At 66.0% G+C, this 12,214-nt stretch carries 13 protein-coding genes and 1 tRNA gene; 8 read left to right on the forward strand and 6 right to left on the reverse strand.

Annotation, left to right across the window (positions count from 1 at the left end):
• Positions 1–110 precede the first annotated feature (110 nt).
• A complete protein-coding gene (locus CA260_RS11925) occupies positions 111–1,319 on the forward strand; it encodes an acetyl-CoA C-acyltransferase (protein WP_111983317.1) in 1,209 nt (402 codons plus the stop codon).
• Positions 1,320–1,388: 69 nt separating this feature from the next.
• Here the strand turns inward: CA260_RS11925 and CA260_RS11930 are convergent, their stop codons facing one another.
• Complete coding sequence (locus CA260_RS11930; protein WP_111983318.1) at positions 1,389–1,772, reverse strand: YidH family protein; 384 nt, start codon at positions 1,770–1,772, stop codon at positions 1,389–1,391.
• A gap of 134 nt (positions 1,773–1,906) precedes the next feature.
• Between CA260_RS11930 and CA260_RS11935 the strand changes: the two genes are divergently transcribed.
• The 5 genes from CA260_RS11935 to cycA all read left to right on the forward strand — a co-directional run bounded on the left by CA260_RS11935 (position 1,907) and on the right by cycA (position 6,906).
• Positions 1,907–2,437, forward strand: a complete 531-nt coding sequence (locus tag CA260_RS11935) for a DUF2058 domain-containing protein (protein WP_111983319.1) — start codon at positions 1,907–1,909, stop codon at positions 2,435–2,437.
• Between the two features lie 127 nt (positions 2,438–2,564).
• Positions 2,565–3,449, forward strand: coding sequence for an oxidoreductase (locus CA260_RS11940; RefSeq protein ID WP_111983320.1), 885 nt, complete (start codon positions 2,565–2,567; stop codon positions 3,447–3,449).
• Between the two features lie 34 nt (positions 3,450–3,483).
• A complete protein-coding gene (locus CA260_RS11945) occupies positions 3,484–4,482 on the forward strand; it encodes an AraC family transcriptional regulator (protein WP_202864090.1) in 999 nt (332 codons plus the stop codon).
• A 210-nt stretch (positions 4,483–4,692) separates the two neighbouring features.
• Positions 4,693–5,415, forward strand: coding sequence for a 2OG-Fe(II) oxygenase (locus CA260_RS11950; protein WP_111983321.1), 723 nt, complete (start codon positions 4,693–4,695; stop codon positions 5,413–5,415).
• Between the two features lie 78 nt (positions 5,416–5,493).
• Positions 5,494–6,906 carry a D-serine/D-alanine/glycine transporter gene (cycA, locus tag CA260_RS11955; protein WP_111983322.1) on the forward strand — a complete coding sequence of 471 codons (1,413 nt, stop codon included), beginning with the start codon at positions 5,494–5,496 and terminating at the stop codon, positions 6,904–6,906.
• Between the two features lie 118 nt (positions 6,907–7,024).
• On the opposite strand, the gene CA260_RS11960 is transcribed toward cycA, so the two are convergent.
• The 4 genes from CA260_RS11960 to CA260_RS11975 form a co-directional block, all read right to left on the reverse strand.
• Positions 7,025–7,100: transfer RNA gene (locus CA260_RS11960), tRNA-Gly, on the reverse strand.
• Positions 7,101–7,161: 61 nt separating this feature from the next.
• Positions 7,162–7,764, reverse strand: coding sequence for a CDP-diacylglycerol--glycerol-3-phosphate 3-phosphatidyltransferase (pgsA, locus tag CA260_RS11965; protein WP_111983323.1), 603 nt, complete (start codon positions 7,762–7,764; stop codon positions 7,162–7,164).
• Positions 7,765–7,847: 83 nt separating this feature from the next.
• Entirely contained in the window at positions 7,848–9,674 is a 1,827-nt protein-coding gene (uvrC, locus tag CA260_RS11970; RefSeq protein WP_111983324.1) for an excinuclease ABC subunit UvrC, read from the reverse strand.
• A 9-nt stretch (positions 9,675–9,683) separates the two neighbouring features.
• Positions 9,684–10,160, reverse strand: a complete 477-nt coding sequence (locus CA260_RS11975) for a low molecular weight protein-tyrosine-phosphatase (protein ID WP_111983325.1) — start codon at positions 10,158–10,160, stop codon at positions 9,684–9,686.
• Between the two features lie 322 nt (positions 10,161–10,482).
• Between CA260_RS11975 and CA260_RS11980 the strand changes: the two genes are divergently transcribed.
• Both CA260_RS11980 and CA260_RS20920 read left to right on the forward strand, forming a co-directional pair.
• Entirely contained in the window at positions 10,483–11,016 is a 534-nt protein-coding gene (locus CA260_RS11980; RefSeq protein WP_146745333.1) for a pilin, read from the forward strand.
• A 102-nt stretch (positions 11,017–11,118) separates the two neighbouring features.
• Positions 11,119–11,328, forward strand: coding sequence for a hypothetical protein (locus CA260_RS20920; RefSeq protein ID WP_146745334.1), 210 nt, complete (start codon positions 11,119–11,121; stop codon positions 11,326–11,328).
• A gap of 3 nt (positions 11,329–11,331) precedes the next feature.
• Here the strand turns inward: CA260_RS20920 and kdsB are convergent, their stop codons facing one another.
• On the reverse strand, positions 11,332–12,102 hold the full coding sequence (gene kdsB / locus CA260_RS11985; RefSeq protein ID WP_111983327.1) for a 3-deoxy-manno-octulosonate cytidylyltransferase: 771 nt from the start codon (positions 12,100–12,102) through the stop codon (positions 11,332–11,334).
• Positions 12,103–12,214 lie beyond the last annotated feature (112 nt).

The following is a 12,214-nucleotide window of genomic DNA, read 5'->3' on the forward strand; positions in this document are numbered from 1 at the left end:
CAGGCCGGAATCCAGTCGCCGCATTCCTGGATCCCGGCCTACGCCGGGATGACGATCAAAAACCAAAGTGCGTCGCAGCGAATCACGCGCGACGCCACGGAGCAAAAACCATGACCAAGCAAGTGCAAGACGCCTACATCGTCGCCGCCACCCGCACGCCGGTCGGCAAGGCGCCGCGTGGCGTGTTCCGCAACACCCGTCCGGACGACATGCTCGCCCACGTGATCCGCGCCGTGATGGCGCAGGCCCCGGGCATCGATCCGCATCGCATCGAAGACGTGATCGTCGGCTGCGCCATGCCGGAAGCCGAGCAAGGCATGAACGTCGCGCGCATCGGCTCGCTGCTGGCCGGCCTGCCGTACACGGTGCCAGGCGTCACCATCAACCGCTTCTGCTCCTCCGGCGTGCAGGCCATTGCGATGGCCGCCGATCGCATCCAGCTCGGCGTCGCCGACCTGATGATCGCTGCCGGCACCGAGAGCATGAGCATGGTGCCCATGATGGGCCACAAGATCGCGATGAACCCCGCGATCTTCGCCAATAAGGAAGACGTGGCCATCGCCTACGGCATGGGCATCACGGCCGAGAAGGTGGCCGAGCAGTGGAAGGTCACCCGCGAGCAGCAGGACGCCTTCGCGGTGGAAAGCCATCGCCGCGCGCTGGCCGCCATCGCTGCCGGCGAGTTCAAGGACGAGATCACCCCGTTCCAGCTCGATGATCACTACCCCGACCTCGCCACGCGCGGCATCACCACCGACAGCCGCGTGATCGACACCGACGAAGGCCCACGCGCCGGCACCACGCTAGACGTACTGAGCAAGCTGCGCACGGTGTTCCGCAACGACAAGTTCGGCGGCTCCGTGACGGCCGGCAATTCCTCGCAGATGTCCGACGGCGCCGGCGCGCTGCTGCTGGCCAGCGAGAAGGCGATCAAGGAGTTCAACCTCACCCCGATCGGCCGCTTCGTCGGCTACTCGGTGGCGGGCGTGAAGCCGGAAGTGATGGGCATCGGCCCGAAGGAAGCGATTCCCAAGGCGCTCAAGCAGGTCGGCCTGACCAAGGACCAGCTGGACTGGATCGAGCTCAACGAAGCCTTCGCCGCGCAGGCGCTCGCGGTGATCGGCGACCTCGGCCTGGATCCCTCCAAGGTGAACCCGCTGGGCGGCGCCATCGCGCTCGGACACCCGCTGGGCGCCACCGGTGCGATCCGCGCCGCCACCCTGCTGCACGGCATGCGCCGCCGCAAGCAGAAGTACGGCATGGTGACCATGTGCATCGGCACCGGCATGGGTGCGGCGGGCGTGTTCGAAGCGCTCTGATCCACCCTGCTCCGCAACACGAAACGGCGCCGTAGCGATACGGCGCCGCTTTTGTTTGTGTGCGCAGGTTCAGCTCAGCGCTGCGACCTGCCTGGCCACATAGAGCGTCAGGAAGATCGCCAGAATCACCAGCAGCGCCGCCATTGCCCGTGCGGTCCAGGTGTCACCGTAGGTGGATGACGCTTCGGCTTCGATCGCCTTGTGGTTGCGGTAATAGCGCAGCGTTGCGCCTGCGATCATCAGCGCACCGACCAGCAGCAAGCCGAGCCCAAGCCATTGGGATGCCCGCGTATGCAGGTTCTCCGTCACCCGGGTCGCGGCCCGCGAGGTAAACAGCAGAAAAATGTCGAACCGCTCCAGCAGGAAGCCGAACGCCATCACGGAGATGGCCGTGCGCACCCATGCGAGATAGGTCCGTTCATTGGCCGCATGGTCGCTGAAATGGGGTATCACGGTGAATCGGGTCTCCGCGCTGCCTACGCCGGAGGCTCATCTTCCACGCGCATCGTCAGCGCACCGTGTTCGTCCCGGGCCGCATGTCCGAAGCGCGCTACAATCGAAGGTCACGTTCGACCGGACCGATCCACATGCGCAATCCTCTCCAAGAACAGCTGCTGAAAGCCGGCCTGGCCAAGAAGGGCAAGGTGGACCAGATCGCGCGCGAGCAGGCCAAGCAGCGTCAGGGCAAGGCGCAGGTGGCTGCGCCCGAAGAGAAGATCGACGCGCAGCGCCTGCAGGCAGAGCGCGCCGAGCGCGACCGCGCGTTGGCCGCGGAACGCAATGCGCAGAGCCGGGCGCGCGAGCTCGCGGCGCAGGTCCGCCAGATCGTCGACGCCAGCAAGGTGAAGCGCGAGGGCGAGATCAGCTACCGCTTCACCGATGGCCGCAGTGTGCTGGTCAACGAGTCGCTGCGCACGCAGCTGGCGAAGGGTTCGCTGGTGGTCGTCCGCTCGGGCGATGGCTACGAACTGCTGCCGCGCCTTGCCGCGGAGAAAGTGCGTGAACGTGATGCATCCGCCATCGTACTGGACCACGGCCAGCCGTCCGACACGACGACGCAGAGCGAAGACGACGCCTATTACAGCCAGTTCAAGGTGCCCGACGACCTGACCTGGTGACGCGACGCACGCCTCTCGGGGCTCGTCCGGGTCTCGACAGCCCCCATCACTTTGGCGCAATCGGATTACCGGCCGCCCCCGACCGCCTCCTAAGGTCTGCATACCCACAGACCCCTTGGAGGTTCCCATGTCACAGGTATGGCTCATCACCGGCAGTTCGCGCGGCTTCGGCAAGGCGCTCGCGGAAGCCGTTCTGGCCGCCGGCCATCGATTGATCGCCACGGCCCGCCAGCCAGCGCAGCTGGACGCCCTCGTCGTGCGTTACGGAGACAGGGTCCGCACCGTCGCGCTGGATGTCACCGACGCCCGCGCCGCGCAGGACGCCGTGCAGGCCGCCATCGATGCGTTTGGACGTCTGGACGTATTGGTCAACAATGCCGGCTACGGCAACCTGACGACCATCGAGGAAGGCAGCGACGAGGACTTCCGCGCCCAGATGGAAACCAACTTCTTCGGCACCGTGAACGTCACCCGCGCCGCCCTTCCGCTACTGCGTCGCCAGCGCTCGGGGCACATCATCCAGTTCTCCTCGATCGGCGGGCGCATCGGCGTGCCCGGCATGGGCGCCTACCAGTCCGCCAAGTGGGCGGTGGAAGGCTTTTCCGAAGTGCTGGCGAAGGAGGTCGCGGCGTTCGGCATCAAGGTCACCCTGGTCGAGCCCGGTGGTTTCCGTACGGACTGGGGCGGCCCGTCCATGACGGTCTTCGCGCCCGCCGAGACATCGGAATACGCCACCGTGCTCGCGCCGATGATGGCGCTGCGCAAGGAACACACGGGCAACGAAGCAGGCGACCCCGCCAAGGCCGCCACGGCCATCCTCAGCATCGCCGGCATCGAGCAGCCGCCGCTGCGTCTGCTGTTGGGTTCGGATGCGGTGTACCTGGCCGCCCAGCAGGCCGCCAAGGTCGCTGCCGAAGACGCGCAATGGCGCGAGCTCAGTCTTTCGACCGACTTCGACCGTTCGCCACAAGCCGCCGAGCAGCGCGACCGCATGCTGCGGGCGGTAATCTGAGCGCCTGTCCAGTCGCGCAAGGGAGCACACGACCGTGAGGGCCGACCAGATTCCGCTCAGTCGTGGCGCCTTTGCGCGCATGGCCACGCTCGACCTGGATGTGCCCGCGGTGCTCGACCATGCAGGCCTTCCGCGGGCCCTGATGTCCGAAGCGCGGCCCATGCTCACCACCGCCCAGTTCTTTGCGTTCTGGCATGCGGTGGAAGCCGTCTGCCGGGACCCGTCGCTGGGCCTGCGGCTTGGCGACGGCACGCGCTCCGAGGTGTACGACATGGTGACGGCCGCCGCGCTGCATTCGGGCACGCTCGGTGGTGCGTTGGACAAACTGGCGCGCTACAAGCGGCTCACCTGTCCGGAGGATGTGGTGGTTGAACTCGGCCGGGACGAGGCGGCCGTGTCGATGCGCTGGATGCTCGCGGAGGGACACACGCCGCGGCTGCTGGTCGATGCCATGTTCGCCTCCAATTTTGCGCTGGCGGAACGCGGCACGGGGCGCGCGTTGCATCTGCGACGCATCGAACTGACGCGGCGTCCTGCCGATGGCACCCTGCTGCATGCGCATTTCCGCTGCGAGCTTCGCTTCAACGCGCCGCAGGATCGCATCGTCTATGCGCGCAGCGATCTCGATCTTCCCTTCGTCACGCAGGATGACGGCCACCTGGCCGACCTGCTTCCCGTGCTGGAAGGTTCATTGCGCGAGCAGACGGCCGCCACGCCGCTGCGTGACAAGGTGTGGAACGTGCTGTCGCGTGGCATGCGCGGTGGCCACCTGCGCATGGCACAGGTGGCCGAAGCATTACACCTGAGCCCGCGCACCCTGCAGCGCCGTCTCGGCGAGGTCGGCACCAGCTACCAGCAGGTGCTGGACCAGGTACGCCACCAGCTCGCCCGCCGCCTGCTGGATGCCACCGACCTGGACGTCGGCGAAATCGCGTTCCTGCTCGGCTTCGAAGAGCTGAACTCCTTCAACCGTGCGTTCCGCCAGTGGGAAGGCGCCACGCCCGCGCGCTGGCGGACCACGATCGCCGGCTGAAGTCCCCGCGACACCGCAAGCCGCCGGCGTGACGTGCTCGAAGCGGATGGCGACGAGCCCTTGCGACCATCGCCCCGGCAGACTGCAGGACATCAGGTTTCCCGTCGCCATCGCCCGACGCCAGAAGCCGTGGCGCCATCGCAAGAAGCGGAGTGTTTCGGGCAACAGACAGGCCCACCATGGTCCGCTGCAGCGACGACAGCGACGACCATGACGAACATGCCAGCATCCCTCGACCGATACCTGCACGACGCCGACTGGCCAGCGATCACACGCGGGCTGGACACGACGGGCTGCGCCCTTCTGCCCGGCCTGCTCACGCCGGAGCAGTGTCATTCCCTCGCGGCGTGCTACGCGCAGGACCGCGGTTTTCGCAGCCGCGTGGTGATGGCGCGACACGGGTTTGGCCGCGGCGAATACAAATACTTCGACTATCCGCTGCCCGCCCTGGTGACCCAGCTGCGGAGCCGCCTGTATCCGAAGCTCGCATCGGTGGCGAATGCGTGGCACGAACGGCTGGGCATCGAGGCGCGCTTTCCGGGCAACCTCGACGATTTCCTCGCCCGCTGCCACGACGCCGGCCAGGCACGGCCCACGCCCTTGCTGCTGCGCTACGGCCCGGACGATTACAACTGCCTGCACCAGGACCTGTACGGCGAACACGTGTTCCCGCTGCAGGTTGCCATCCTGCTCTCCGAGCCCGGACGGGACTTCGAAGGCGGCGAGTTCGTGCTCACCGAACAGCGACCGCGCATGCAGTCGCGGGTGGAGGTCGTCCCGCTGCGCCAGGGCGATGCCGTGGTCTTCGCCGTCAACCATCGGCCGATGCAGGGTGCGCGGGGCGCCTATCGCGTGGCCATGCGCCACGGGGTCAGCCGCCTGCGTAACGGCCAGCGATATACGCTGGGCATCATCTTCCATGACGCCCTGTGACCTGTCGCACCGGCAAGGTGCGGCGGGAATCCTTTAGGATGGCCGCTTCGCCCTGCCGCCAAGAGGATCGTGCCGACGATGAAGACCCACGAAACCACCGTAGGGCCTGCCACGCAGGAACACCACCTGCAACGCAACCTGCGCAACCGACACCTGCAGTTGATCGCGATCGGCGGCGCCATCGGCACCGGCCTGTTCATGGGCTCGGGCAAGACGATCAGCCTCGCCGGCCCCTCGGTGATCTTCGCGTACGCGATCATCGGCAGCGTGCTGTTCTTCATGATGCGTGCGATGGGCGAGCTGCTGCTGTCCAACCTGCACTACAAGTCGTTCGTCGACTTCAACTACGACCTGCTCGGTCCCTGCGCCGGTTTCTTCACCGGCTGGACGTACTGGTTCTGCTGGGTGGTCACCGGCATCGCGGATATCGCCGCGATCACCGGCTACATCCAGTTCTGGGCACCCGGCGTGCCGCTGTGGCTGCCCGGCACGGTGTGCATTTCGCTGCTGCTCGGCCTCAACCTGCTGACGGTGAAGCTGTTCGGCGAACTCGAGTTCTGGTTCGCGCTGGTCAAGATCATCGCCATCGTGGCGTTGATCGCCATCGGCATCGTGCTGATCGCCATCGGCTTCACCTCGCCCTCGGGCGCGAAGGCCGCGGTGTCGAACCTGTGGAGCAATGGTGGCTGGTTCCCGCATGGCGGCGCGGGTTTCCTCGCGGCGTTCCAGATCGCGGTGTTCGCTTTCGTCGGCATCGAGCTGGTCGGTACCGCGTCGGCCGAAGCACGCGATCCGGAGAAGACGCTGCCCAAGGCGATCAATTCCATTCCGATCCGCGTGATCGTGTTCTACGTGCTCGCCCTGCTGGTGATCATGACGGTGACGCCGTGGAACCAGGTCGCGCCGGATCGCAGCCCGTTCGTCAACCTCTTCATGCTGATCGGCATTCCGATCGCGGCCAGCCTGATCAATTTCGTCGTGCTGACCTCGGCCACCTCGTCGGCGAACAGCGGCATCTATTCGACGGGCCGCATGCTGTATGGCCTTTCCGCCGGCAGGCTCGGTCCCAAGCCGTTCGCCCGCCTGAGCAACAACAACGTGCCGGCCAATGGTCTCGCCTATTCCTGCGCGCTGCTGTTCATTGGCGTGTTCCTGCTTTACCAGGAAGGCGACGTCATGAAGGTGTTTACCATCGTGACCACGATCTCCAGCATCTGCTTCATCTTCGTGTGGTCGCTGATCATGATCGCGTACATGCGCTACCGGAAGCTGCACCCCGAGCGCCATGCCACGTCGATCTTCAAGATGCCCGGTGGCGTCGCGATGTGCTGGCTGGTGCTCGCGTTCTTCGCCTTCGTGCTGTGGGTGTTCGCACAGAAGGACGACACCCTGCAGGGTCTGATCTATACGCCGATATGGTTCATGGCGCTGGCCATCTGCTACCCGTTCTATCGCAAGCAGGCGATCGAGCATCGCAAGCACACGCATTGATGCATGAGGACCGGCGACGGGCGTCGCCGGTCCATGCGGCACGGGCTTCACGCAGGCAATAAAAAAGCGACCCAAGGGTCGCTTTTTTTGTCGATCGCGATGCTCGATCAACGGAATCTGGAGCGGGAAACGAGACTCGAACTCGCGACCCCGACCTTGGCAAGGTCGTGCTCTACCAACTGAGCTATTCCCGCATCGGAGTCGCGCATTGTAATGGCTAATCGCCGCCCGTCAAGCACCTGTCATGAATTGGGTTCAGTCGTCGCTCCGGACGTGGCCGGTGGCGTCGCCCTTGAGGCTGGGCCAGGCCGCGCGCAGGTAGTAAAGGCCCGACCAGATGGTCAGGATGCCGGCGATCACCAGCAGCACCTCGCCGATGTGGTACAGGCGCAGCGCTTCGGCGCTCTTCTCGTGCTGCACGATCAACACCACCAACGCCACCATCTGCATGACGGTCTTGAGCTTGCCGATGAAAGCCACTTTCACGGTGGCGCGCATGCCGATCTCGGCCATCCATTCGCGCAATGCGGACACGCTGATCTCGCGGCCCACGATGATCGCCGCCGTGATCGCCATCACCACGCCCGACCAGCCGCCGCGATGCGATTCGACCAGCAGGAACAGCGTCACCGCGACCATCAGCTTGTCGGCGACGGGATCGAGAAAGGCGCCGAATGCCGATGTCAGGTTCATGCGCCGCGCGAGATAGCCGTCCAGCCAGTCGGTGATCGCGGCGAGCAGGAAGACGGTGGCGGCGGTGATGTTGTGCCCCGGAAACTGCCAGTAGAACACCAGCACCATGACCGGCAGCAAGAGCACGCGGAACAAGGTGAGCCAGGTGGGCAGGTTGATATGCATAGATCCTTTCCGGGATGGTTCTTCAGCAATACGGGGCAAGCGTACTCGCGAGGCACGCGTACGGGCAGCGGACCAGCGCACGCCTATCCATGCAGCACAGCATAAATGCGTTCCGCCAGCCCGCGATCAATGCCCTTCACCTGCGTGAGTTCCTCCACGCCAGCGGCCTCGACGCCAGCCAGGCCACCGAAGGCCTTCAGCAAGGCCGTGCGGCGGCGTGCACCGATGCCCGGAACGTCCTCGAGCACGCTGCGCTCCCGCGCTTTCTCGCGACGCTTGCGATGGCCGCTGATGGCGAACCGGTGCGCTTCGTCGCGCACTGCCGCGACGAGGTGCAGCGCAGGCGAAGCCGGGCCGGGGTGCAGGTTGCGGCCGGAATCGGCAAGGATCAGCGTTTCCTCGCCCGCGCGACGGCCGGGCCCCTTGGCCACGCCCACCACGTTGATCCCGGTGACGCCCAGTTCCTTCAGCACGTCCAGCGCCTGCGCCACCTGCCCGCTGCCGCCGTCGATCAGCAGCACGTCGGGACACGCGCCCTCGCCCTCGGCGACTTTGCGGAAGCGGCGCACCAGCGCCTGATGCATCGCGGCGTAATCGTCCCCCGGCGTGATGCCGCTGATGTTGAAGCGGCGGTAATGCGATTTCTCCGGCCCTTCCGGACCGAACACCACGCACGAAGCAACGGTGAGCTCGCCCTGCGTGTGGCTGATGTCGAAGCATTCGATGCGGCGCGGCGATTCGCCCAGCTCCAGCAGTTTTTGCAGATCGTCGAAACGCGCTCCCAGTGTCTGCCGGCTCGCCAGCTTGGCCGTGAGCGATGCCTGCGCGTTGCGCTCGGCCATCTGCAGGAAGCGCGCACGTTCGCCGCGCACGCTGGATTTGAGCTCCACCGCGTGGCCGGACTGCTGCGCCAGCATTTCGCCGAGGATCTGCTGGCTGGGCAACGTTTCACCAAGGATCAGCTCGCGCGGCACCGGACGATCCAGGTAGTACTGCGCGATGAACTGCTCCAGCACGTCGGCGGGCTCCGCATCCAGCGGCAGGCGCGGGAAGAAATCGCGCGTGCCGAGGCTGATGCCGTTGCGGAAGAACAGCACGCTCACGCAGGCCATGCCCGACTCGATACGGCAAGCCAGCACGTCCATGTCGGCGCTGGCGCCCTGCACGTGATGCTCTGCCTGCAACTTGCGCAGCGCCGCCACCTGGTCGCGCAGCGCAGCGGCGCGCTCGAACTCCAGGCTCTTGCTGGCGTGCTCCATCTGCCCGGCCAGCTCATCGATGACCGCGCTGCTGCGGCCTTCGAGAAACATCTCGGCATGTCGCACGTCGTTGCGGTAGTCGTCCACCGTGATCAGCTTGACGCATGGCGCCGTGCACCGACCGATCTGGTGCTGCAGGCACGGCCGCGAACGGTTCTTGAAATAGCTGTCCTCGCACTGCCTCACCTTGAACAGCTTCTGCATCAGGTTGAGGCTTTCGCGCACCGCGAACGTACTCGGGAATGGTCCGAAATAGCGCCCCGGCATGTTGCGCGCGCCGCGATGGAACGCGAGCCGCGGATAATCTTCGCCGCCGGACAGATAGATGTACGGGTAGCTTTTGTCGTCGCGCAGCAGGATGTTGTAGCGCGGCTTGAGCGATTTGATCAGCTGCGATTCCAGCAGCAGCGCCTCGCCTTCGGTACGCGTCACCGTGATGTCGGCCCGCGCGATCTGCGACACCATCGCGGCGATGCGCGGCTCCATCCGCGGCTTGAGGAAATAACTGCCGACGCGCTTCTTCAGGTTGCCGGCCTTGCCGACATACAGCAGTTCGCCGTCCTCGTCGAAATAACGATAGACACCGGGCGACGTGGAGAGGGTCTTGACGAAGGCCTTGCCGTCGAAGGCCTGCGGCGAACTGGGCTGCATCGTGGGATTCTAGCCTTTCGCGCGAAGCCGGGCGATGAGGCCATCCACGCCGCGCTCGGCGAGTTCGACGGACTGCCGAAAACCGTCGTCATCGCCAAAGTACGGATCGGGGAACTCCAACGGCGACGCCACGCCTGCCCATGGCAGGAACAGCTCGGGCTCGCTCCCTCGATGGCCACGCAGCGACAGCAACGCGTCGAGGTTGTCGCTGTCCATCGCGAGCAGCCAGTCATGGCTGGAAAAATCGTCGGGCCGCACCTGCCTGGCGCGATGCGAGGCCAGGTCGTACCCGGCGGCCGCCGCAGCACGCAGCATGCGCGGATCGGCGCCCTTCCCCACATGCCAGTTGCCCGTGCCGCATGAGGCGAGCGTGACCTGCAACCCGGCCTCGGCACAGCGCCGGCGTGCCACGGCCTCAACCAGCGGCGAACGGCATATGTTGCCCAGGCAGACGAACAAAACGGAGGGATTGTCTTTTTTAATCATGTGGTTATTTGACCGGGCAAGGGCCAGGCCGGACCACCCGGCCGTCCTCGGCCGACAGCCTCGAAGATATGGCTACGAAGACCATCACCGTCAAGGCTTCGTGAGCGAAAAGGCGCGAACTTCCCGAAGCCCCTTTCCACGTCGACGCCGCCGCGCCAGCGACCATGCGCCTGGCTCGCCGGCATCACCAACGCCCGATGGCTCATTAACGGTACGTACACCGCCAGTGGGCAAGATCGAGCGGCGGCCAGCGTCTCATGGGAAGCCATCCGCACACGCTGCCTCGCGAGACAATCCAGGGAACCGAAAGGGGAATAGATCCATGAGCATAAGAAGGCGACTGCGCCACTTGCCGGTGGTCAACATCCTGGTGGTTGCGGCCGTGATCGCGGTACTTCTCGCGCTGATCATTCCCGCGTGGCGCAGCCACGGCATCAAGCAGCACATTGCCGACGCGATGAAAGGCGCGGATGCCGTGAAGCTGGTGGTGATGGAAGCGGCCACGGTGCATGGCGGCCTGGCCCAGGTGCGGGCCAGCGACCTGCAGTACAACGCCAAGGCATCCAGCGGCGAGCACGTGGGCAACGTCGAGGTCGCCGATGGCGGGCTGATCACCTTGTCGACCCGCGACACGGGTGCGAGCCCCGACCCGGTGATCATGTTCATTCCGACCGAAGGAGCCGGCTCGGGCGGCGCCGACATCACCTGGACCTGCCAGGTCGTGCTCGGGGATGCCTCGCTCGCTCCCGCCAACTGCCAGGGGCATGGCTACGTGCCGTCCAATGCAAGCTCCGCGGCGCCAGCATCCGCGTCGACGGTGCCGGCACCCGCCAGCGCGCGGCCGAACAAGTCCTGAGCGCATCAGGAACGTGCGCATCGATGGCGACGGGCAGTGAGGCCCTTTGCGTTGGCTGCACCCGGCGTGCCGTTGACGTGAACCGGCTCAAGCTTCCCTGCCATGAGCGGCCATCGACGGCGCGATGCATGTCGTCGAAGGCATGAAACCGGCATGGGCTGCCTGCCGCTACCGATACTGTTTCTGCTCGGCCTGCTGATCGGTCGCGCCGTGGGCGGCACCGACGGCGCCCTCTGGGGCGCCGGCATCGGCCTCGCGGTGGGTTTGGTGCTCGGTGGGATGTTCGTGGTGCTGGTCCGGCGACGCCGCTAGTTTTCAGCCCTCGGCCAGCCAACGCTCCGCACGTTCGAGGTCGGCCTCGGTGTCGATGCCCGGCGGGAACGGCTCGGGCGTGAGGCGCACGGCGATGGGGTGGCCGTGCTCCATCACGCGCAGTTGCTCCAGCGATTCCGCCTGCTCCAGCGGCGTGCGCGACAGCGTGGTGTAGCGCTTGAGGAAGCCCGCACGATACGCATAGATGCCGATATGGCGCAGGAACGGCACATCCGTCGGCAGCACGTTGCGATGCAAGGCGAACGCATCGCGAGCCCAGGGCAACGGTGCGCGGCTGAAATAGAGCGCCCGACCCGCCACCGTGCGCACGAGCTTCACCACATTGGGATCGAACAGCTCATGCGCCTCGACGATGGGCGTCGCGAGCGTGGCCACGGGCGCATCATCCTCGGCCAGCGCGCGAGCCACCTCACGGATGCCTGCGGCGGGCGCAAACGGCTCGTCGCCCTGCAGGTTCACCACGATGGCATCGTCCGCCCAGCCATAATGCAACGCACATTCGGCAAGGCGGTCGCTGCCTGACGCGTGATCACCGCGCGTCATGCACACCTCGACGCCCTGCCCGGCCAGCGCATCCGCGATGCGCGGATCGTCCACCGCCACCACCACCTGCATCGCGCCCGCCTGCAGTGCACGCTGGGCGACCCGCACCACCATCGGCACACCGCCAATCGCGCGCAGCGGCTTGGCCGGCAGGCGCGTGGAACCGTAGCGGGCGGGAATGGCGACGATGAAGGGAGGAATGGCGGACATGGCGACCTCGACGTGAGGCGCCAAGCCTAACCGCAAACCGCCATTGTTTTGTAGGAGCGCACCCAGTGCGCGAAAAGCCTACGGGGCAGTAACGCCGATATCCCGCGGTCGC

The sequence above is a fragment of the Dyella jiangningensis genome, assembly GCF_003264855.1.
In the GTDB taxonomy this organism is placed as follows: domain Bacteria; phylum Pseudomonadota; class Gammaproteobacteria; order Xanthomonadales; family Rhodanobacteraceae; genus Dyella; species Dyella jiangningensis_C.